The 22,341-nt window shown below is 58.1% G+C and carries 20 protein-coding genes and 1 tRNA gene; 9 read left to right on the forward strand and 12 right to left on the reverse strand.

The window, feature by feature from the left end:
• Positions 1-256: 256 nt before the first annotated feature.
• The 4 genes from Q0J75_RS02115 (at position 257) to Q0J75_RS02130 (ending at position 6,560) form a co-directional block, all read left to right on the forward strand.
• Positions 257-3,193, forward strand: a complete 2,937-nt coding sequence (locus Q0J75_RS02115) for an acyl-CoA dehydratase activase (RefSeq protein ID WP_297196317.1) — start codon at positions 257-259, stop codon at positions 3,191-3,193.
• Between the two features lie 52 nt (positions 3,194-3,245).
• Positions 3,246-4,556, forward strand: a complete 1,311-nt coding sequence (locus tag Q0J75_RS02120) for a 2-hydroxyacyl-CoA dehydratase (RefSeq protein WP_297196319.1) — start codon at positions 3,246-3,248, stop codon at positions 4,554-4,556.
• Positions 4,549-5,109, forward strand: a complete 561-nt coding sequence (locus Q0J75_RS02125; RefSeq protein ID WP_297196322.1) for a GNAT family N-acetyltransferase — start codon at positions 4,549-4,551, stop codon at positions 5,107-5,109. Before Q0J75_RS02120 ends, Q0J75_RS02125 begins: the two co-directional genes overlap by 8 nt.
• A gap of 101 nt (positions 5,110-5,210) precedes the next feature.
• Positions 5,211-6,560: an MATE family efflux transporter gene (locus Q0J75_RS02130; protein WP_297196324.1), complete on the forward strand. Its 1,350-nt coding sequence runs from the start codon at positions 5,211-5,213 to the stop codon at positions 6,558-6,560.
• 84 nt (positions 6,561-6,644) lie between these two features.
• On the opposite strand, the gene Q0J75_RS02135 is transcribed toward Q0J75_RS02130, so the two are convergent.
• The 3 genes from Q0J75_RS02135 to Q0J75_RS02145 all read right to left on the reverse strand — a co-directional run bounded on the left by Q0J75_RS02135 (position 6,645) and on the right by Q0J75_RS02145 (position 8,502).
• Complete coding sequence (locus Q0J75_RS02135; protein ID WP_297196326.1) at positions 6,645-7,208, reverse strand: hypothetical protein; 564 nt, start codon at positions 7,206-7,208, stop codon at positions 6,645-6,647.
• Between the two features lie 170 nt (positions 7,209-7,378).
• Entirely contained in the window at positions 7,379-8,305 is a 927-nt protein-coding gene (locus Q0J75_RS02140; protein WP_297196328.1) for a restriction endonuclease, read from the reverse strand.
• 108 nt (positions 8,306-8,413) lie between these two features.
• Positions 8,414-8,502: transfer RNA gene (locus Q0J75_RS02145), tRNA-Ser, on the reverse strand.
• A 162-nt stretch (positions 8,503-8,664) separates the two neighbouring features.
• Between Q0J75_RS02145 and Q0J75_RS02150 the strand changes: the two genes are divergently transcribed.
• Positions 8,665-9,234, forward strand: a complete 570-nt coding sequence (locus tag Q0J75_RS02150; protein WP_297196330.1) for a xanthine phosphoribosyltransferase — start codon at positions 8,665-8,667, stop codon at positions 9,232-9,234.
• Between the two features lie 13 nt (positions 9,235-9,247).
• The gene (locus tag Q0J75_RS02155; RefSeq protein ID WP_297196331.1) at positions 9,248-9,637 is read left to right on the forward strand and encodes a PaaI family thioesterase; all 390 of its coding nucleotides are present in this window, start codon (positions 9,248-9,250) and stop codon (positions 9,635-9,637) included.
• Here the strand turns inward: Q0J75_RS02155 and ytvI are convergent.
• On the reverse strand, positions 9,628-10,752 hold the full coding sequence (ytvI, locus tag Q0J75_RS02160) for a sporulation integral membrane protein YtvI (protein WP_297196333.1): 1,125 nt from the start codon (positions 10,750-10,752) through the stop codon (positions 9,628-9,630). The two genes, Q0J75_RS02155 and ytvI, sit on opposite strands and share 10 nt — an antisense overlap.
• 175 nt (positions 10,753-10,927) lie before the next feature.
• Between ytvI and Q0J75_RS02165 the strand changes: the two genes are divergently transcribed.
• The 3 genes from Q0J75_RS02165 to Q0J75_RS02175 are packed head-to-tail and all read left to right on the forward strand — an operon-like array spanning position 10,928 to position 13,888.
• Complete coding sequence (locus Q0J75_RS02165; protein ID WP_297196335.1) at positions 10,928-11,368, forward strand: ACT domain-containing protein; 441 nt, start codon at positions 10,928-10,930, stop codon at positions 11,366-11,368.
• Positions 11,369-11,397: 29 nt separating this feature from the next.
• On the forward strand, positions 11,398-12,612 hold the full coding sequence (locus Q0J75_RS02170) for a homoserine dehydrogenase (RefSeq protein WP_297196337.1): 1,215 nt from the start codon (positions 11,398-11,400) through the stop codon (positions 12,610-12,612).
• 52 nt (positions 12,613-12,664) lie between these two features.
• A complete protein-coding gene (locus Q0J75_RS02175) occupies positions 12,665-13,888 on the forward strand; it encodes an aspartate kinase (protein ID WP_297196339.1) in 1,224 nt (407 codons plus the stop codon).
• Positions 13,889-13,960: 72 nt separating this feature from the next.
• Here Q0J75_RS02175 and purD read toward each other — a convergent pair whose 3' ends face one another.
• The 8 genes from purD to purC all read right to left on the reverse strand — a co-directional run.
• Positions 13,961-15,217, reverse strand: a complete 1,257-nt coding sequence (gene purD / locus Q0J75_RS02180; RefSeq protein WP_297196341.1) for a phosphoribosylamine--glycine ligase — start codon at positions 15,215-15,217, stop codon at positions 13,961-13,963.
• Positions 15,218-15,260: 43 nt separating this feature from the next.
• A complete protein-coding gene (locus Q0J75_RS02185; RefSeq protein ID WP_297196343.1) occupies positions 15,261-16,433 on the reverse strand; it encodes a phosphoribosylaminoimidazolecarboxamide formyltransferase in 1,173 nt (390 codons plus the stop codon).
• Between the two features lie 19 nt (positions 16,434-16,452).
• Complete coding sequence (locus Q0J75_RS02190) at positions 16,453-17,160, reverse strand: IMP cyclohydrolase (protein WP_297196345.1); 708 nt, start codon at positions 17,158-17,160, stop codon at positions 16,453-16,455.
• Positions 17,161-17,164: 4 nt separating this feature from the next.
• The gene (purN, locus tag Q0J75_RS02195) at positions 17,165-17,797 is read right to left on the reverse strand and encodes a phosphoribosylglycinamide formyltransferase (protein WP_297196347.1); all 633 of its coding nucleotides are present in this window, start codon (positions 17,795-17,797) and stop codon (positions 17,165-17,167) included.
• Entirely contained in the window at positions 17,794-18,837 is a 1,044-nt protein-coding gene (gene purM / locus Q0J75_RS02200; RefSeq protein ID WP_297196349.1) for a phosphoribosylformylglycinamidine cyclo-ligase, read from the reverse strand. The genes purN and purM overlap by 4 nt, the downstream gene beginning before the upstream one ends.
• Positions 18,838-18,855: 18 nt before the next feature.
• Entirely contained in the window at positions 18,856-20,280 is a 1,425-nt protein-coding gene (purF, locus tag Q0J75_RS02205; RefSeq protein WP_297196351.1) for an amidophosphoribosyltransferase, read from the reverse strand.
• 54 nt (positions 20,281-20,334) lie between these two features.
• Complete coding sequence (locus Q0J75_RS02210) at positions 20,335-21,756, reverse strand: amidophosphoribosyltransferase (protein ID WP_297196353.1); 1,422 nt, start codon at positions 21,754-21,756, stop codon at positions 20,335-20,337.
• Positions 21,757-21,759: 3 nt separating this feature from the next.
• A partial coding sequence (purC, locus tag Q0J75_RS02215) for a phosphoribosylaminoimidazolesuccinocarboxamide synthase (RefSeq protein WP_297196355.1) occupies positions 21,760-22,341 on the reverse strand: 582 nt, incomplete at its 5' end.

A 22,341-nucleotide genomic window follows, 5' to 3' on the forward strand; every position in this document is an offset into this window, starting at 1 on the left:
AAGTCCCCCTTTCAGACAAGCGATATTATATGCTATATAATATTGCTTGTCAACAAGGATATCGGGGGAGGGTGGACAACAGATTCTGTTGGTAAAAATACACCTATTTTTTGATGGGAAAATAATATTTTTCGGCATAATTCTTTCCGCCTGCGGAACTTCCTGCATTTTGCCGGTTTTCTCTTGTCAAAAAAATGCTTTTGTTATATTATGATGGATGCGAAATTCTTCATTATAAAGGATATCAGGTGAATCTATGAGTCTGCGGATTGGAATTGACATTGGTTCCACCACGGTCAAGGTGGTGGTACTGGACGAGGCGAACCAGCTGTTGTTCCGCTCCTATGAGCGGCACTACTCCAAGGCCAGAGAGCGTGCGGCCGAGACCCTGCGCTCCATCGAGGAAAAGCTGCGGGGCCAGCAGGTGCGCATCGCCATCACCGGTTCCGCCGGCCTGGGCGTGGCCAAGGCGGCGGACATTGACTTTGTGCAGGAGGTGTACGCCACCGCCGCCGCGGTCAACACCTACATACCGGACACTGACGCGGTGATCGAGCTGGGTGGCGAGGACGCCAAGATCATCTTCTTTGGCGGAGCTCTGGAGGAGCGCATGAACGGCTCCTGCGCCGGTGGCACCGGGGCTTTTATTGACCAGATGGCCACCCTAATGAATGTGTCAGTCAATGAACTGGACGAGCTGAGCTTGAAGCATGAAAAGATTTATCCCATCGCCTCCCGCTGCGGCGTGTTTGCCAAGAGCGATATCCAGCCCATCCTGAATCAGGGCGGGCGGAAGGAGGACGTGGCGGCCTCTATCTTCCAGGCTGTGGTGGACCAGACGGTGGCCGGACTGACCCAGGGCCGGGAGCTGAAGGGCAAGATCGTCTTTTTGGGCGGCCCCCTCCACTTCCTCCAGGGCCTGCGGCAGCGGTTTGTGGAGACGCTGAAGCTGGATGAAGCCCACGCCATCTTCCCGGAGGACGGCGACTGCTTTGCGGGCATCGGCGCTGCCCTGTGTGCCACTGAGCTGGCCGAGCGCTCCTTTGATGAGATCATGGAGCAGCTGGAGAAAAGTGTGGACAATGTGGGTCTGGTGGACACCATGCCCCCGCTTTTCACCGATCAGGCCGACTATGACGCCTTTCTGGAGCGGCACAACGCCATGCGCCCGCCGGAGGTGGATATTCATACCTATAGCGGGGACGCCTGGCTGGGCATTGACGCCGGTTCCACCACCACCAAGATAGCGCTCATCACCGCCGACGGCGGGCTGCTGTATACCTATTACCACTCCAACCTGGGCAACCCGGTGGCCATTGTGCTGGACCAGCTCAGAGAGATTTACGGGCTGTGCGGGGACCGCATTGTTATCAAAGGGGCGGCGGTTACCGGCTACGGTGAAGAGCTCATCAAAAACGCCTTTGCCTGTGACGCCGGTCTGGTGGAGACGGTAGCCCACTACAATGCCGCCCGCCACTTTAACCCCGATGTGGACTTCATCATCGACATCGGCGGGCAGGATATGAAGTGCTTTAAAATCCGCAACGGAGCGGTGGACTCCATCATGCTCAATGAGGCATGCTCCTCCGGCTGCGGTTCCTTTATTGAGACCTTTGCCAAGGCTTTGGGCTACAGCATTGCAGACTTCTCCAAGCTGGGCCTGTTTGCCAAGCACCCGGTGAATCTGGGCTCCCGGTGTACCGTGTTTATGAACTCCAGCGTAAAACAGGCCCAGAAGGACGGGGCCAGCGTGGAGGACATCTCCGCCGGACTGTCCATCTCCATTGTGAAAAACGCGGTGTACAAGGTCATCCGGGCCGCCAACGCCGATGACCTGGGCAAGCACATCGTGGTTCAGGGCGGCACCTTCCACAACGACGCGGTGCTCCGGGCCTTTGAGCTGGAGCTGGGCCGCAATGTGACCCGGCCCACTATCGCCGGTATTATGGGTGCCTTCGGTGCCGCTCTCTACGCCCGGGACCTCCATCTGGAGCAGAGTACCCTGCTGACGGCGGAGGCCCTGAAGTCCTTTACCCACACCGCCCGACCCACCACCTGCAACCTGTGTACCAACCACTGCTCCCTCACCGTCAACACCTTTGACGGCGGGCGGCGGTTTATCTCGGGTAACCGGTGCTCCCGGCCTCTGGGCAAGGAGCGCACCGAAAACCCCGATCTGATGCACTACAAGTATAAGCGGCTCCGGGCCCTTCAGGGCAAGGGGAAGGGCAATGGCATCCGGGGACGGATGGGCATCCCCTTTGGGCTGAATATGTACGAAAACCTGCCCTTCTGGTTTGAGTTCTTCACCCGCCTCAACTTTGAGGTGGTACTGTCCCCTGAGTCCTCCCGCAAGCTCTATTTGAAGGGCCAGCACACTATCCCCTCGGATACGGTGTGCTATCCCGCCAAGCTGCTCCACGGTCATGTGGAGGCTTTGGTGGAGGCGGGGGTGGACGCCATCTGGTATCCCTGCATGTCCTACAACAACGACGAGGGCATTGGCGATAACCATTACAACTGCCCGGTGGTGGCCTACTATCCGGAGCTGCTGGCCGCCAATGTGCCGATCCTCAAGCAGACCAGATTCCTTGACCCCTACGTTGGCCTGTGGAGGCACAAGGATTTTGCCAAGCACATCTCCAAGCTGATGCATGAGCAGTTCAGCATCCCGAAGCGGGAGACGGAAGCGGCTGTCAAAGCGGCCTATGAGGCCTATGATGCCTATGTCCACGACGTACGGGAGACGGGCAAGCGGTATATTGAGTATGCCCGGGCCCACGATATGCCCATTATCGTGGCCTGCGGCCGGCCCTATCACATCGACCCGGAGATCAACCACGGCATCAACGACCTCATTACCTCCTTTGGCTTTGTGCTGGTCACTGAGGACGCTCTCAGCTACCTGGAGGGCTACGCCCCCCGGCGGGTGCTCAATCAGTGGACCTTCCAGTCCCGGATGTACAACGCTGCCCGGTATGTGTGTACCCAGCCCGACATGCAGGTGGTGCAGCTGGTCAGCTTCGGCTGCGGTACCGACGCCATTACCACCGACGAGCTGCGGGATATTCTGGAGCAGGGCGGCAAGCTGTACACCCAGCTAAAAATCGACGACATCAGCAACCTGGGGGCCGTCACCATCCGGGTCCGCTCCCTGATGGCGGCTATGGAGGCCAGAAAGGCGCAGAGCTGAAGACCTGTGGGCCAGCGGGCTCACGTTTGCAAGGAAAGGAACCATCGTTACTATGGCAGAACTGATTTATGACAAGACCGGCCGCCTCCTGTTTACCAAGGAGATGAAGGAGGAGTACACCATCCTCTTTCCCACCATGCTGCCTGTCCACTTTGGCCTGATCGCCCGGATTTTAGAACGGGAAGGCTATAAACTGGAGATGCTCACCACCAACCACCGCAATATCGTGGATGAGGGCCTGAAGTATGTCCACAATGACACCTGTTATCCGGCTCTGCTGGTCATCGGCCAGCTGATCGACGCGGTGAAGAGCGGCAAGTACGATCCCCACAAGGTGGCCCTGCTCATCACCCAAACCGGCGGTGGCTGCCGGGCCTCCAACTACATCCATTTGCTGCGCAAGGCGTTGGTCAAGGCGGGGTTGGAGTTTATCCCGGTGATCTCTCTCAACCTGTCCGGCCTGGAGCAAAATCCCGGCTTCAAGCTGAATCTGGAGATCATCCGCAAGGCCATTTTCGGCCTGATGTACGGCGACATCATTGTCCAGTCCGCCAATCAGGTGCGCCCCTACGAGGTGGAGGACGGTCAGACCGACCGTACCATTGAGGAAGTGGAAAGCCATCTGCTGGAGGAGATGGACAAGGGCAAGGGGCTGTCCTTCAAGAGCATGGTGGAGAACTTTGACCATATTGTAGCCGCATTCAAGGCCATCCCTGTGGCGGGAGAGCCCAAGGTACGGGTTGGCGTGGTGGGGGAGATCTACATCAAATACTCCCCCCTGGGCAATAATAATCTGGAGCAGTTCCTCCTGTCTGAGGGCGCGGAGCCGGTGGTGCCCGGCCTTACCGACTTCATTATCTTCAAGATTTATAACCGGGAAGTGGATGTAGATATCTACGGCGGAAAATGGGCCAAAAAGACGGCCTGCGCCGCCTTCCGCCACTATGTGGAAAAGTGCCAGCGTGCCATGATCGACGCCATGAAGCGGGGCGGCTTCCGGGCTCCCGGTACCTTCCAGGACCTGCGCCGGCTCATCAAGGGCTACCTGGGTGAGGGCAACAAGATGGGGGAGGGGTGGCTCCTTACCGCCGAGATGCTGGAGCTCATCCACTCCGGTACCCCCAACATCGTATGCACCCAGCCCTTCGGCTGCCTGCCCAACCACATCGTGGGCAAGGGTATGATCCGAAAGCTGAAGGATGACTATCCCAACTCCAATATCGTGGCCATTGACTACGACCCTGGCGCCACCAAGATCAATCAGGAGAACCGCATCAAGCTGATGCTGGCCAACGCCCGGGCACTGGCACGGCAGAAAGCAGAGCGTGAGCGCCATCAGGCAGGGGAGACAGTCCATGCCTGAGCTGCGGTTTGTGGACGCCTGTACCGAGGCCCACTTTGCCGCCATGAGCGCCATTCACTGTAGGGGCTGGCGGGCCGCCTATCCTGGCTATGTGCCCGACGACTACCTAAAAGAGGTGGTCACCGAGGAGCGGTGGGTTCCATTTTTTCGGGAAGACTACGCCACCAAAAGGTGCAAAGGATTTTTGCTTTACGAAAATGACCAGCCGGTAGCCTGCTGTAACTACGGTCCCATCCGAAATGGTCCCAGTCCCCGTCAGAGTGAAGAGCTGGTCATTGATTCCTCCCGTTATGAGGGATGGGGAGAAGTGATTTCGCTTTACACTGAGCCAGCCAGAACCGGTTTGGGGTATGGAGGTCTGCTGCTGGAGGAGGCGGTAGGCCGTCTGAAGGCCGCGGGGCATCCAGGCTGTGCCCTGTTTGTACTGCGGGAGAATACCGGGGCAAGGCGATTTTATGGGCGCCATGGCTTTGCCTGGGATGGCACTGTACAGGAGGTTCCCTTTCCCCACAATATGGTGTGCCATGATCTGCGCTATGTGAAAATAGGATAATCGCCCCGCGGGCTGCCACGCCGCTGGGGAACAAAAGATCGGGGCGTGCGTCAGCACGCCCCGATTTCTCATAAGAAGGAAACGGATAGGAGGAATTTTGTTTGGAAGGAAATAAAATGGCGGTAATGCCGGTGCGCCGACTGCTGCTGAATATGTCCTGGCCCATGATGCTGTCTATGCTGATCCAGGCGCTGTATAACATGGTAGATAGCCTGTTTGTGGCCCAGTTGAGCCGGGACGGCTTTGAGGCGCTGGCGCTGGTCTATCCGGTACAGATGCTGATGGTGGCGGTATGTGTGGGTACCGGTGTGGGCTTTAATGCTCTGCTGGCCCGCCGCCTGGGCCAGCGCAGGGAAGAGGAGGCCGATCAAGTGGCCGCCAACGGCTACTTTGTCTATTTTGTATGTTGGCTGGTCTTTTTGGTGTTGGGGGTAGGGTTTGCCCGTCCCTTTCTGACACTATTCTCTGACGTGCCCCAACAAATTGAGTATGGCACACAGTACCTGTCCATTGTGACCGGGTTGTCCATTGGAGTCTGTATGCAGTTTGCGGGGGAGCGCACCCTCCAAGCCACCGGCAACACAGTAGGCCCCATGATTATCCAGGGAGTGGGAGCGGTGGTCAACCTGATCCTGGACCCGCTGTTTATTTTCGGGATCGGTCCCTTCCCCCGGATGGAAGTGGCGGGGGCGGCGCTGGCCACCGTGCTGGGGCAGATCGTGGGTCTGGCAGCCAGCTTCATCATGGTCCACCGCAGCCCGGTGATCCATCTGACCTTCCGGCGATTCCGTCCCAATGGGGAGATCATCCGCACCATGTTCCGGGTGGGCTTTCCCGCCATCTTGATGCAGGCGCTGTCCAGCTTCATGACCGTGGGTATGAACCTGATCCTGCCTCTGTTCACCCCCTTTGGTGTGTTTATTCTGGGGGCCTACTATAAGATCCAGTCTTTTATTTTCATGCCGCTCTACGGCATGAACAACGCTCTGGTGCCCATCATCAGCTTTAACTATGGAGCTAAAAGCAAAGAGCGCATTACAGGTACCATCCACTTTGCTCTGTTTCTGACTGTGGGCATCATGGCGGCAGGAACGCTGATCCTGCTGGTGCTGGCCGGACCCCTGCTGAGCTTGTTTGATGCCTCCGGTCCGCTGCTGGAAGCCGGTACCGCCGCGCTGCGGATCATTGCCCTTTCCTTTGTGTTTGCCGGTGTGTCCATCATCCTGTGCTCGGCGCTCCAGGCGCTGGGCTCTGCCAATGCCAGTCTGCTGATCTCTCTGCTGCGGCAGATCCTCCTGCTGCTCCCCGCCGCCGCAGTACTGGGCGCCCTGAGCGGCGGCCTGGTATGGTTTGCATTTCTGACAGCGGAGGTGCTCTCCTGTGGTGTGGCCCTGCTGCTCTACCGGCGGGTCTACCAGAAGAAAATCAGCATTCTGGATAAAACTTCTTAGCGTTTGTGATTGCCCCAGATCCAGCAAAACGGCCGCCCTTTCGGCGGCCGTTTTGCTGGATTGAAGGGCCCTGGACAATAGCGCTTATTCAGCGCTTGTGTGGCCCTCAGAGCTACTGGAGGAGGCTGTCACGCCGGCCAGAGGATCGCCCACCTCCACATTGGAGGCAACCTCAGAGGGGGAGAGAGGTTCTTCTTGTGGTTCCTCCTCTTCCCAAAGAGATTTGTGCTTTTTGGCTTTGGCGTTCTGGCTCATCAGGGCCATATTTTTAGCGGTCATATACAGCTCATGGCTATACTCTAACAGTTTGTTTTCATCTTTCATTGGCACATGGTCACCCTTAGAGATGCGCCGAAAGATTTCCAGAATCTTAAAAAGCTCCTCAGCGGCCTCCATCATGGCCTCGCCCTGCTGGCGGGCTGCCTCGGCGTTTTGGATGGCGGCATCCACGTTATTGAGGTCGTCCGCCACCTCTTGGGTCTGCTCGTACTCCTTTTCTATCGCGGCCAGCGCCTTGGAGAGTTCCACCCGGTCGTAGCTGGAGCTGACCGCCTGCTCGTCCTTGAGTAGGTCGGTGAGTTCTTTTTTCTTGTGATACAGGTTGTTAAGATGTTCTGACGTAATCCGCCGTGCCTCTCCCAATTTCATGTGGCTACCTCCTTTTTGAAAGATGTTATGGAGTACCTTCTATAGGATAAGTCGACCAAAACCTGAAACAAATTAAGGTTTTATTAAGATTAGGCCAGGGGCCTTTTCTTGACGTTTCGACAGAAAAACAGCGGCATGGAGCGTGGCTCCGTGCCGCTGTTTTATGCTAATCAATCGTTATCGTCACTAAAAAAATCGGTGTCCAGCCGTTTGATCTGGTATACCGCTTCTGTAGACACACCAAGATTATATTCAATCATAAGTTTCGCTAAAGATTCACCATCAACCAGTACCACTTTTGTTGTGTGCTGTTTCTTGGCATATTCACGTGCATCTTTGGTGAATTGTGCAGTGGTGATAAACAATCCCTTATTGGCCCCCTGACCTGCCAGTGCTCCAACAAATTTTTGAATTTCCGGCCTTCCAACGGAAGTTGTCCTATCCCATCGCTTTGCTTGGATATAAATCAGACTGAATCCCAGCTTATCCTCCCGGATAATACCGTCAATCCCTTCATCACCAGTCTGGCCAACAACAAGCCCCGCGTTTTCTATAGAACCGCCATATCCCATATTTTCCAGCAACTGAACGACCATTTTTTCAAAAAAAGCAGGAGTTTGTTTCATGATCTCTGAGAGAAGGTCATCAGCCAGTGCGTGATTAATTTGTTGATAAGCAAGATCAAACGCGTCTTGAGGGGTCTGTCCGTCCAAATTTTCGGCGCTACTCTGTTTCGATTCAGTTGGTGATGTTTCAGCATGAATAAACTGCCGAAATGATTCAAACTGTTTCAAAAATGTATTGTCTAGAACAGGGGGATTAGAATCTAGTACCTGCTTTCCGCGTGCGGTGAGTTGATAGGTTCCTCTAACCGGACGTTCAATCAGTTCTGCCTTTGATAAATAGGAACTTGCCCAAGCAACACGATTATCAAAAAGCCGTTGACGACCACTGGAGAGCAGTATCTGTCGTTCTTCCGGTGTAACATGCAGGCTACTGGCGATGGCATCCTTTATGTCTTTACGTTTATGAGGCTGCATATCAGCCAAACATTCCAGAAGTGCTCGATACATTTCATCGTATTTTGGAATTGCCATACTGTTCACCTGTCCTTATTTTATTGTTTTTGATGCTTTCCATTTTCCCAACAATAAAAAGTGGAGCATCCAGATGGATGCTCCACTTTTTGGGGCAGAGCCCCGTTCTGGCGCAGCGGGAGGGATTCGAACCCTCGTGCGGTTGCCCGCAAACTGATTTCGAGTCAGCCCCGTTATGACCACTTCGATACCGCTGCGTATGCAAAGTTTGTGCCGGCGCAAAAGAACACGACACAGTATTATATAGGATACATTATTTTTGTGCGCTTGTCAATATTGCGGCGCGGCATAAAATGGGATATAATTGATAGCTGATACAGGCATGTCAAAACCGCGTCAACATACGCAAGGGGGAAAACATGGAAGAACTGAAACGACGCATACTCAGTGACGCGATCGTGGGTGAGGGGGACATTATTCATGTCGATATGTTCCTCAACCACTGTATGGATATGGATCTCATGGAGCGGATGGGTGCCGCTTTGGCCAAACGGTATCGGGGAGAGCGGATCACCAAAGTGCTGACCGCTGAGAGTTCCGGCATTGCGCTGGCCTGCTTTACCGCGAAAGCTCTGGATGTACCGGTGATCTACGCCAAGAAGTTTCAGACCGGCTACATCGACCCGGATGTGTATTCCGCAGAGACCCACTCCTTTTCGCTGGATAAATCCTATACCCTGCGGGTATCCAGAAAATACCTGACAGAGGACGACCGGGTGCTGCTGGTGGATGATATTCTTTCCAACGGCCAGACGATGCTCAGTCTGCTGGAGCTGGTATCCAAATCGGGCGGGGAAGTGGTTGGCGTAGGCGTGGCCATTGAAAAGTCCATGCGGGAGGGCGGAAGAGTGCTGCGCCGGATGGGTATCCGGGTAGAGGCGCTGGCCACGGTGGAGGCCATTGAACATGGCCGAATCATGTTAGCATAAGAGGAAGAACACGATGGAAGAACAAAAACACCCGTTGCTTCCCAACGCATTTGCTGAACACAATGGTATCCAATACAGAGTGGTTGGCCCGGAACAGGCGGAAGCGACGCTGGAGGTCGTACCGGACAGCCTCAACCCCTATGGGCTGCTGCACGGAGGTGCCTATTATACCCTGGCCGACTGTGCCTGTGGCTGTGCCTGCCGGTCTGATGGCCGCCGGTATGTCACGCTTCACGGCGGCATCGACTTTATCCGCTCTGCCCGCAGCGGAAAAGTAACGGCCACCGCCCGGGTCCGGCATCGGGGTAAGAGTACTTGTCAGCTTGCCGTAGAAATCTGTGACGGGACAGGAACCCTGTTGGCTACCGGCGATTTTACCTTCTTCTGCATCAATCAGCACTGATTGCAGGGCGGATCTTTTCTGGGGGACGGCTTGGGCGCCGTCCCTTTTTTTACTTCTGGGTCAGGCTTGCCTTCCATCCAGAGCTGCCAGATCACCACTGCCGCCAGCGGCGCCAGTAACAGCCCCAAGATACCGAAGAGCCGAAAGCCTCCATACATACTAATAAGCGCCACCAGGGGAGGAAGCCCTGCCCGCCGGCCGACCAGACGGGGCTCCAGAAGGCTGCGCACCAGGGTAACCAGTCCATACAGGAACAAAAGGCCAAATCCACGAAGCAGGTCTCCGCTCAGAAGCGCCCAGATCCCCCAGGGAACCAGCACTGTACCGCTTCCAAAGATGGGCAGAGCGTCCACCAGCGCGGTAAGGCCAGCCAGCAGGACAGCGGGTTCCACCCGCAGGAGAAGCAGGCCGACCGTTACCTGGGCAAAGGTAGCCATGAGAAGCAGCCCTTGAGCCCGCAGCCAGCCTCCGGCTGCCTGTACAGTAGCTTGCTGCCACCAACTAAGCCGGCTCTGCCAGTGGGACGGCAGCTGCCGGATTGCTGCCCGCAGGCCGGGGCGGCTTGCGCTGAAAAAGTAGGTGGCCAGAAAGAGGGTAAAGAGAAACAGCCCGGCCGATGGCAGGGCGGAGAGGGTATTTGCCACCCAAGCCGCCCCGGTTTCTCCCATCTGTCCCGGCAAGGCCAGTGCGCTGCGGGCCAGCTCTTCTACCGCTTGGCGGGCTGGTTTCCGCAGATCGGAGGGAAGGGCTATAAAGAGACGGTACAGCCAGCTCTCCGCCTGGTCGGCCAGCGCGCTCAGATTCCCCAGCAATGTGGGTAGCCGCCCGGCTAGCTGAACCAGCTCGTACCACAGCCGCCACAGCAGCAGTGCTGCAATCCCCCCAAGCAGAGCCACTGTCGCTAGTGTACACAGTGCCGCCGCCAGACGGCGGGGGAGATGGCATACTTCGGTCAACAGCCGGATGAGCGGTTCCAGCAGCCAGGCCAAAATGGCCGCCAGCAGAAAGGGGGCAAGCCAAGGCAGCACCCACCGAAAGCCCGCCCAAACCCCGGCCAGTACCAGACCTGCCCACAGCAGACGGATTACCCACCGCAGGTACCTGTCCTCCCGCAAAATAGCCCCTCCTTTGTGAAATATGTATAAATTGACCAAATTCGGCTGTGGATCACAGGAGGAAATCGGCGTGCAGGGGAAAGTTGGACCTTGCGCGAGGGACTTTATTGTGCTAAAATAGACCACAATACAAAAACAAATGCTTTTCTGTCAAGGACAGAAAGGGGGCCATAGAATGGGCAAGGCACCAGGCTATTTCATTGTGGAGGCCGGCGCGCTCCCGGAAGTGTTTTTGAAGGTGGCGGAGGCCAAGCGGCTGTTGGAAACCGGTGAGGCCGGGGCGGTCAACCAGGCGGTACGCCGGGTGGGCATCAGCCGCAGCGCCTTTTATAAATATAAGGACACCATCCGTCCCTTCAACGATATGCTCCACGGACGCATCGTTACCTTTCAGATCATGCTGAAGGATGAGCCGGGGGTGCTGTCGGCAGTCCTGAATATTTTTGCCGCCACCGGCGGAAATATTCTGACCATTAACCAGGCGATCCCCGTCAACGGCTGCGCAGCGGTGACAGTGGGGGCGGAGACTTCCGGGCTTCAAATCCCCATGGAGGAGCTGCTGGAGCGGCTGAGAAAGGAAAACGGTGTGCTGAATAGTCAGGTATTATCGGGGTAACGGCCCTTTGGAGGTAAGGAGGCATTACAATGGTGAACGTAGCGATTTTGGGCTTTGGCGTGGTAGGTTCCGGTGTGGCGGAGGTTCTGGCTACCAACGGCAGCCATATTGACAAAAAGGTGGACGATCTGATCCGGCTGAAATATATTCTGGATGTACGGGATTTTCCAGACAGTCCCTTTGCCGATCAGGTGATCCACGACTTCAGCATCATTGAAAACGATCCTGAGGTCAACATTGTGGTGGAGACCATCGGGGGAGCCAAGGTGGCCCTGGACTTTACCCACCGGGCGCTGATGGCCGGGAAGAGCGTGGTCACCTCCAACAAGGAACTGGTGGCCGAGCACGGCTGCGAGCTGCTCAAGCTGGCCCAGGAAAAGGGCGTCAGCTATCTGTTTGAGGCCAGCGTGGGGGGCGGCATTCCCATTATCCGGCCTCTGAACCAGTGCCTGGCCGCCAATGAGATCGAGGAGATCTGCGGCATCCTCAACGGCACCACCAACTATATCCTCACCCGGATGATCCGGGCCGGGCTCAGCTTTGAGGCGGCCCTGAAGGAGGCCCAGCAGAATGGCTATGCCGAGCAGGACCCCACCGCCGATATCGAGGGTCATGACGCCTGCCGGAAGATCTGCATTCTCGCTTCTCTGGCCTTTGGCCGCCACGTCTATCCCCGTCAGGTGCCCACTGAGGGCATCACCGGCGTAACGCTGGCTGATGTGGCCTATGCCGATGCCTGCGGCAAGAAGATCAAGCTGCTGGGTCGGGCCATTCATCGGGAGGACGGCAAAGTGTGCGCCTATGTGGCGCCCCATCTGGTGGATGGGGAGGACCCGCTGGCGGGGGTGGAGGACGTGTTCAACGCCATCGCCGTCAAGGGCAACGCCATCGGAGACGTGATGTTCTACGGCAGGGGAGCCGGCAAGCTGCCCACCGCCTCCGCCGTGGTGGCCGACGTCATCGATGCTGCCCGCCATAAGGATGAAAAGAAGCGGATGTTCTGGTCTGAGGGGGGCGACGATGTAGCCGTTCCGCCCACCGATTTGGAGAGTGTCTGGTATGTCCGGGTAGAGGGACGGCTGGAAGAGGTCAAAGCTGCCTTCCCGGAGGCCGCGCTGCTGCCTCGGGCCGGTGCACCGGAAAATGAGTTTGCTTTCCTCACCCCGAAGGCTATGACTCGTTCCGCGCTGGATGCCAGCCTTTCCCGGCTGAGCCCCTGCTCCGTGTTCCGGGTGCTGGACTGAGCGCATACAATATTGTAAGAGATTTTACCTGATTTAGGGGGTACAAACACCAATGGGACTCATCGTACAAAAATTTGGAGGCACCTCTGTGGCGGATGCCGACCGCATCCGTAACGTGGCCCGTATTATCACCGAGACCTACCGCCGGGGCCACAATGTGGTGGCCGTGCTCTCCGCCCAGGGAGACACCACCGACGATCTGATCGCCAAGGCCGCTGAGATCAACCCCAATGGCTCTAAGCGGGAGATGGATATGCTCCTGTCCACCGGTGAGCAGATCTCCTGCTCTCTGTGTGCCATGGCCATTGAGGCCATGGGCTATCCTGTCATCTCCCTGACGGGCTGGCAGGCTGGATTCCGCACCAATTCCGTTTACGGGGATGCCCGCATCAAGCGCCTGGACACTGAGCGTGTGCTGGCCGAGTTGGACAAAAAGTGCATCGTGATTGTCACCGGTTTCCAGGGCCTGAACAAGTACGACGATATCACCACCCTGGGCCGGGGCGGCTCGGATACCTCGGCGGTGGCCCTGGCCGCTGCTTTGCGGGCCGACCTGTGTCAGATCTACACCGATGTGGACGGCGTATTTACCGCCGATCCCCGCCACGTCACTGGGGCCTTCCAGTTGGAGGAGATCACCTATGACGAAATGCTGGAGCTGGCTACCTTGGGTGCCCAGGTGCTCCACAACCGCTCGGTGGAAATGGCAAAACGCTACAGCGTCAATCTGGAGGTGCTCTCCAGTTTCTCCGGCAAGCCCGGCACCAAAGTCAAGGAGGTTGCAAAAACCATGGAAAAAATGCACGTCAGCGGGGTGGCCTGCGACAAGAATGTGGCTCGTCTGGCCGTTGTGGGGCTGGCCGACCAGCCCGGTATCGCCTTTAAGATTTTTGCTCTGCTGGCCAAGGAAAAGGTCAATGTGGATATCATCCTCCAGTCCATCGGCCGCAACAATACCAAGGACATCAGCTTCACTGTGAGCAAGCAGGACATGGAGCGCTCTAAGGAAGTGCTGGAGGCAAATAAGTCTGCCCTGGGCTTTGACCATATTGACGTCAACGACTCCATTGCCAAGGTGTCCATCGTGGGCGCCGGTATGATCCATAATCCCGGCGTGGCTGCCAAGATGTTTGAAGCCCTCTACAACGCCGGTATCAATATCAACATGATCTCCACCAGTGAGATCAAGGTCTCCGTGCTGGTGGACCTGCCCGAGGCTGACCGGGCCGTTCAGGTCATCCACGACCGCTTTTTTAACGAGTTCGGCGGGAACTGAGAGACATCAATTACAAAACATATAAAAATGGCCGCCTTCACAGGCGGCCATTTTTCATGTTATAAAAGATAATTATACCCGTCCGATATCGGTGCGGAAGTGCATGTCGGTAAAGTGGATATGCTTTGCGGCATCGTAAGCCGCGTCAATGGCGGCGTCCAAGGTTTCGCCGGTGGCGGTGACACCCAGGACCCGGCCGCCGTTGGTGACGATATCACCGTTGTCGTCCAGCTTGGTACCGGCGTGGAACACCACGGCGGTTTCCCCAGCCTCGTCCAGGCCTGTGATGGGATGGCCCTTTTGGTAGCTACCGGGGTAGCCGCCGGAGGCCAGCACCAGACAGCAGGCGGCGCCCGGCTTCCACTGGATATCCATCTTGTTGAGGATACCGTCCCGGCAGGAGGCCATGATCTCCAGCAGGTCGGAGTCCAGTAGGGAGAGCACCGCCTGGCACTCGGGATCGCCAAAGCGGGCATTGAATTCCACGACCTTGGGGCCATTGGGGGTAATCATCAGACCGAAGTAGAGCACACCCTTGAAGGGACGGCCTTCTGCCTTTAAAGCCGCCACAGTGGGCATAAAGATCTCCCGCATACACTGAATAGCCACGGCGGCGGTGTAGTTGGGGGAGGGGGAGATGGCCCCCATACCGCCGGTGTTGGGACCCTGATTGCCGTCATAAGCCCGCTTATGGTCCTGGGAGGAGGGCATACACAGCAAATGCTCGCCGTCGCAGAAGGCCAATACCGTCACCTCGGGACCAGTCATGCACTCCTCAATGACGATTTTAGCCCCAGCGTCGCCAAAGCGGTGGTCGCTCATCATGGAGCGAACGGCCTCTTTGGCTTCCTCCACCGTCTGGGCCACAATGACCCCCTTGCCCAGGGCCAGACCATCGGCTTTTACCACGATAGGGGCGCCTTGGGCCTCCACATAGGCCAGAGCCTGGTCCATATCGGTAAAGGTCTCATACTGCGCGGTGGGAATGTGGTACTTCTTCATCAGATTTTTAGAGAAAATCTTGCTGGCCTCAATGATGGCGGCATCCGCCGTGGGGCCGAAGGCAGGGATACCTGCCGCCTCCATGGCGTCCACCATGCCCAGGGCCAGAGGATCATCGGGCGCTACGACCACAAAGTCCATGCCGTGGCTTTTGGCCCACTTGACCATGCCATCCACATCGGTGGCGGCAATGGGAACGCACTGGGCCACCGACTCAATGCCCCCGTTGCCAGGGGCGCAGAAAAGCCGGGTGACATGGGGACTTTGGGACAGCTTCCAGCAGATGGCGTGCTCCCGCCCGCCGCCGCCTACGACGAGAACTTTCATAGCATTATACCTCGTTTCTCGTTGATATCAGGCGATGCGCCTATCAGTGGTGGAACAGCCGCATCCCGGTAAAGGCCATGGCAATGCCATACTTGTTGCAGGTGGCAATGACATGGTCGTCCCGGATGGAGCCGCCGGGCTGGACAATATAGGACACACCCGACTTCCGGGCCCGCTCCACATTGTCGCCGAAGGGGAAAAAGGCGTCAGAGCCCACGGTCACCCCGGACTGGGTGGCAATCCAGGCCTTTTTTTCCTCTGCGGTCAGCACCTCGGGCTTGACCTGGAAGGTGTTCTGCCACACGCCCTCGGCCAGCACATCCTCGTACTCGTCGGAGATGTATACGTCGATGGCGTTGTCCCGGTCGGGACGGCGGATGCCCTCCACAAACTGAAGGCCCAGCACCTTGGGATGCTGGCGCAGCAGCCAGTTGTCCGCCTTGGAGCCCGCCAGACGGGTGCAGTGGATGCGGCTCTGCTGGCCGGCGCCCACGCCAATGGCCTGGCCGTCCTTCACATAGCAGACGGAGTTGGACTGGGTGTATTTCAGGGTGATGAGGGCCAGGATCATATCCCGCTTGGCCTGCTCAGGCAGGTCCTTGTTATCGGTAACCACGTTGTTCAGCAGGTCGGCACTGATGGCGTAGTTGTTGCGGCCCTGCTCGAAGGTAATGCCGAACACGTCCTTATGCTCGATGGTCTTTGGAACGTAGTTGGGGTCGATCTCTACCACGTTGTAGCCGCCCTTGCGCTTGGTCTTGAGAATGGCCAGGGCCTCGTCGGTGTAGCCGGGGGCGATGACGCCGTCGGAGACCTCCAGGGCCAGGTAGCGGGCGGTGGAGGCGTCGCATACGTCGGACAGGGCGGCCCAGTCGCCATAGGAGCACAACCGGTCGGCTCCCCGGGCCTTCACATAGGCGCAGGCGATGGGGGAGAGGTCCATATCCTCGGCAAAGTAGATCTGCTTTTCTACGTCGGAGAGAGGAGTGCCAACGGCAGCGCCGGCGGGGGAGACATGCTTGAAGGAAGCGGCGGCGGGCAGACCGGTGGCCTCCTTCAGCTCCTTCACCAGCTGCCAGGAGTTGAGGGCGTCCAGAAAATTGATGTAGCCCGGCTTGCCGTTGAGTACCTTGATGGGCAGCTCACCGGATTCCATGAAGATGCGGGCGGGCTTCTGGTTGGGGTTGCAGCCGTATTTCAGCTCCAGTTCGGTCATGTTCTGTGCTTCCTCCTTCTTACTGATGCTTGTTGAGGATAACGGTATCCCAACTGCCGGTCATAAGGTCCACATACCGTACAAACAGGGAAACCTTGTTGTCTTCGTTCAGGCTTTCCCAGATCAGCTGGGCAAACTCCTCCGGGGTCTCGCTGGGGATGGTTACCTGCTCCGGCTCTCCTTCAAAGGAGGGCAGGGGATTGCCGTCCCCCATATAGGTGTGGATGAAGTGGCCCTGACCGGCCAGGGGCTTTTCATAGGTAAAGAAATAGCGGCGGCAGGAGGCGGGGTCACCGCCGGCACTCTTCAGGATGGACAGCACATAATCGCCGTCCTTTTTCACCAGACCGGAGATGCGGGGGGTGTAGTTGGGCTCGTCCGGCTCAAAGGTGCGGGTGTGCAGGGCCTGGGAGAAGGTCTTGCCCGCCGCCAGTCCCTCCCGGATGGTGTCGGTCTGATCGCCGTTGGTGACGATGGTGGAGGCGCCGAATACCCGCACCGGGTTATAGATGATGAGGGAGGGATCGGTCATCTTGGAGGGGTCAAAGGCCTGGGTGCGGATGCCGTCAGGGGTCTCCACAAAGACCCGGTTGCGGGAGTTCTCGCTGCGGCCCATGATGAAGTAGGCCATGACTGCCTTGGTGTCGTCAGAGGAGCGGCCCAGCACGATGCCCCGGCCGGGATAGGGGTTGGAGCGCAGCAGTTCAGTCAGATCCAATGTATTCATACAATCATTCCCCTTCTTTGATGGTTACGATGCGTCCCTCCACCGAGAGGCGGCCCTGACAGAACAGAGAGACCGCCTGGGGCAGGATATGCCACTCGGCCTGCTCCATCACCCGGCGCTGGAGGACCTCCGGCGTGTCGCCGGGCAGGATGTCCACCGCCTTTTGCAGGACGATGGGGCCACCGTCCGGCTCCTCATTGACGAAGTGGACGGTGGCGCCGGTGACCTTTACCCCATAGGCCAGGGCATTTTCGTGGACGTGAAGGCCGTAATAGCCCGCCCCGCAGAAGGAGGGAATGAGGGCGGGATGGACGTTGAGGATGGCGTTGGGGTAGGCCGCCACCATCTCTTCGGTCAGAATGTGCATGAAGCCTGCCAGTACCACCAGCTGAATGTCCAGCTCCTTCAATTTGTCCACCAAGGCCGCCGTCATATCCCGATTGGAGGAGTAGTCCTTCCGGGCCACTACATAGCCGGGAATACCGGCATTTTTTGCCCGCTCCAGGGCATAGGCGTCGGCTTTGGAGGAGATAACGGCAGAAATCTCCCCATTTTTCAGCTCTCCTCTGGCCTGGGCGTTAATGAGTGCCTGGAGATTGGTGCCGCCGCCGGAGACCAGTACAGCAATTCTCGTCATACCAATTCCACCCCAGCATCGCCGCTGACCACGGAGCCGATGACATAGGCCTGCTCACCGCAGCCGCAGAGCAGCTCCTTGGCCTGCCCCACTTCATCCTTGGGAATGGCCAGAATAAGACCCACGCCCATGTTGAAGGTGTTGTACATGTCCCGCATGGGGATATCGCCCTTCTTGGCGATGAGACCGAAGATGGGGGGGACGGGGAAGGCAGCGGTCTCAATTCTGGCAGTAAGGCCTTCTTTCATCATCCGGGGCACGTTTTCATACAGTCCGCCGCCGGTGATGTGGCTGATGGCCTTGACGTGGATTTCGTTGTTCAGCAGACACTGAACAGCCTTGACATAGATTCGGGTGGGGGTGAGCAGGGTCTCGCCCAGGCTCTTGCCCCCCAGCTCCTCCACGGGAGCGGTCAGGTCGGCGTGCTCCACGTCCAGCACCTTGCGTACCAGGGAGAAACCATTGGAGTGGACACCGCTGGAGGCCAGACCAATGAGTACATCGCCTACAACCAGATCTTTGCCGTCGATGATTTTTTCCTCGTCCACCAGACCCACGGAGAAACCGGCCACGTCATAGTCGTCGTCGGCCATCAGACCGGGGTGCTCGGCGGTCTCGCCGCCCACCAAGGCGCAGCCTGCCTGACGGCAGCCCTCGGTGATGCCGGAGACGATATCAGCGATACGGGCGGGATCATTCTTGCCGCAGGCGATGTAATCCAGGAAGAAAAGGGGAGAAGCGCCGCCGCAGATGATATCGTTGACGCACATAGCCACACAGTCAATGCCAATGGTGTCGTGCTTGTTCATCAGCTGGGCCAGCCGCAGCTTGGTGCCCACACCGTCGGTGCCGGACACCAGCACGGGCTTTTTCATGCCGGACATGTTGGGGGCAAACAGGCCGCCGAAGCCGCCCAGGGTGCCCATCACGCCGGGAATGTAAGTGGATTCCACCATGGGCTTGATGCGCTCCACCGCCTCATAGCCGGCGGTAACGTCCACGCCGGCGGCGGCGTAGGACTCAGAATGGGAATTTTTCATACGGAGAAACCTCCCTTGTTATTGGGTTTGACCGATTTTCTGTTCAAAACGAAATTTCTCTCTGGCCTGGGGCACTGGTACCGGGTATTGACCAGTAAAGCAGCCGTCGCAGAAGGTGCAGCTGCAGCCGTTGGCCAGCTTGTGGGCGCTCTCTACGCTGAGGTAGCCCAGAGAGTCAGCCCCGATGATCTGGGCGATCTCCTCCACCGTATGGTTGCAGGCAATGAGGTGGTCCCGTGAGTCGATGTCGGTGCCGAAATAGCAGGGGTGGAGGAAGGGGGGCGCAGACACCCGCATGTGGACCTCGGTGGCTCCCGCCTCCCGCAGCAGCCCCACAATGCGGGCCGAGGTAGTGCCCCGGACGATGGAGTCGTCGATGATGACCACCCGCTTGCCCCGAACCACTGAGGAAATGGGGTTGAGCTTGATGCGCACCTTGTCCTCCCGGTTTTTCTGGCCGGGGGCGATGAAGGTGCGGGCAATATATTTGTTTTTGATGAAGCCGGTGCCGTAGGGGATGCCGGACTGCCGGGCGTAGCCGATGGCGGCGTCAATGCCGGAGTCGGGCACGCCCACCACAATGTCGGCCTGGACGGGATGCTCTAAGGCTAGGAAGGCCCCGGCCCGCAGCCGGGCCTCGTGGACCCCAGCGCCGTCGATCACCGAGTCAGGCCGGGCAAAGTAGATGAATTCAAACACACACAGGCTGCTCTTGGTCTTGCCGCAGTGGTCCTTGATGCTCCGCAGGCCGGACTGGTCGGCAATCACGATCTCGCCGGGCTCCACATCCCGGAGGAAGTGGGCGCCGATGGCATCCAGGGCGCAGCTCTCCGATGCAAAGACATAGCCGCTGTCCAGTGTGCCGATGCACAGGGGCCGAAAACCGTTGGGGTCCCGGGCGGCGATCAGCTTGCGGGGGGAGAGGAGGACCAGGGAGTAGGCACCCTGGATTACATCCATGGCGGCGGAGACCGCCTCCTCGATGGAGGGTTTATTCAGCCGAGCGCCGGTGATGGTGTAGGCGATGACCTCAGTATCGCTGGTGGTGTGGAAAATAGCGCCGGACAGCTCCAGCTTTTCCCGCAGCTCAGCGGCGTTGGTTAGGTTGCCGTTGTGGGCCAGCGCCATAGAGCCCTTGATGTGGTTGATGACCATGGGCTGGGCGTTGGTGCGGCTCTTCCGGCCGGTGGTTGCGTAGCGTACATGGCCCACAGCCATGCTGCCGGGGCCCAGATGCTCCAGAATTTCAGGGGTGAATACCTCACTGACCAGTCCCACGTCCTTGTGGCTGGTGATGACGCCATCGTCATTGATGGCTATGCCGGCGCTCTCCTGGCCCCGGTGCTGCAGGGCATAGAGCGCGTTGTAGGTGACAGAAGCGGCGTGGGTCATGCCGGCTGCACATACGCCGAACACACCGCATTCTTCATGAATCGTTGCCATAGTTTTCTGATCTTCCTTTGCGTATGGGGTTTGGACGTGGTGGCTGGGAAAGGGTTATTCCTTGCCGGTCCAGCAGTAGGTACAGATTTTGTCCCGGTCGATGCCGATGGCCTCCAGCAGACCCTCCAGGGACTGATAGCCCAGGGAATCAAAGCCCATTTTCTCACAGATGGACTTGAGCATACACTGGCCCCGCTGGGTAGAGGAATCGGCGTACTCTTCCAGATGCTGCTGTCCCTCGTCGCCCTCCAGCTCCTGGATGGTGCGCCGGGCCAGCAGTTCCATATCGGAGTTGCTGCGGGAGAAGTTCAGATACTTGCATCCGTACATAATGGGGGGACAGGCTGAGCGCATATGGACCTCTTCGGCCCCAGACTCATAGAGAAAGTCCACCGTCTCCCGCAGCTGGGTACCCCGGACGATGGAGTCGTCCACAAAGAGCAGCTTCTTCCCCTCGATGAGCTCAGGGACAGGGATCTGCTTCATTTTGGCTACCTGATTGCGAGCCTCCTGGTTGGCAGGCATGAAGGACCGGGGCCAGGTGGGGGTGTATTTGACAAAGGGGCGGGCAAAGGGCTTGCCGCTGCGGTTGGCAAAGCCGATGGCGTGGGGGAGACCAGAGTCTGGCACACCGGCCACATAGTCCACCTTGGGCAGCTGACCCTTCTGGACCTCGTCCCGGGCCATGATCTCGCCGTTGCGGTAGCGCATGACCTCCACGTTGACCCCTTCATAGTTGGAGTTGGGATAGCCATAGTAGGTCCACAAAAAGGCGCAGATGCGCATTTTGTCCCCGGCGGGGGCAAGCGTCTCCCATCCATCCGCCGTCACCTTCACCACCTCATTGGGACCAAGCTCGTAGGCGTCGGTATAGCCCAGCTTGTGGTAGGCGAAGGACTCAAAGGAGACGCAGCAGCCCTCGTCGTTCCGGCCGATGAGTACCGGCAGCCGGCCCAGCTTGTCTCGGGCGGCGATGATACCGTCCGAGGTAAGAATCAGCATGGTGCAGGAGCCGTCGATCTCCTCCTGTGCGTGGCGAATGCCGCTGACCAGATCCTCCTTCTGGTTGATAAGGGCGGCGGTCAGTTCGGTGGCGTTGACCTTGCCGGAGCTCATGGCCATAAACTGGTGGCCCCGCTCGGAAAAGTACCGCTCCACCAGAGCGTCGGTGTTGGTGATGATGCCCACGGTGATGATGGCATACAGACCCAGATGAGAGCGCACGATCAGAGGCTGAGGGTCGGTGTCGCTGATGCAGCCGATCCCGGCACAGCCGTGGAAATCCGCCAGGTCCTTGTCAAACTTGGTGCGGAAGGGAGTATTCTCAATGTTATGGATCTGGCGCTGAAATCCGGTGGCGGCATCGTAGATTGCCATGCCGCCCCGTTTGGTGCCCAGGTGGGAGTGATAGTCGGTGCCGAAGAAGACATCCATCACGCAGTCGCGCTTGGAGATGGTCCCAAAAAAGCCTCCCATGTCTTACTTGTCCCCCATGAGGCGGCGCATGACCTCTTCATAGGCCTCCTCAGCGCCGCCCAGATCCCGGCGGAAGCGGTCCTTGTCCAGTTTCTCGTGGGTCTTCTCGTCCCACAGGCGGCAGGTGTCGGGGGAGATCTCATCGGCCAGCACGATGGTGCCGTCGGCGGTCTTGCCGAACTCCAGCTTGAAGTCCACCAGATCAATGCCGATCTCCTTCATGAAGCCCTTCAGCAGGTCGTTGACCATGAAGGTGTACTTCTCAATGAGGGCGATCTCCTCCTTGGTGGCCAGCTTGAGGGCCAGGGCGTGATAGGTGTTGAGCAGGGGGTCGCCCAGGTCGTCGTTCTTGTAGGAGAACTCAATGGTGGGCTCGTCGAACACGATGCCCTCCTCCACGCCATACCGCTTGGCAAAGGAGCCGGCGGAGATGTTGCGGACAATGACCTCCAGGGGCACGATGGAGACCTTCTTCACGGCGGTCTCCCGGTCGTTGAGCTCCTCCACATAGTGGGTGGGCACGCCCTTGGCCTCCAGGCGGCGCATCAGGTTGTTGGTCATGCGGTTGTTGATGGCGCCCTTGCC

Source organism: uncultured Flavonifractor sp., from assembly GCF_944385615.1.
Classification (GTDB): domain Bacteria; phylum Bacillota; class Clostridia; order Oscillospirales; family Oscillospiraceae; genus Flavonifractor.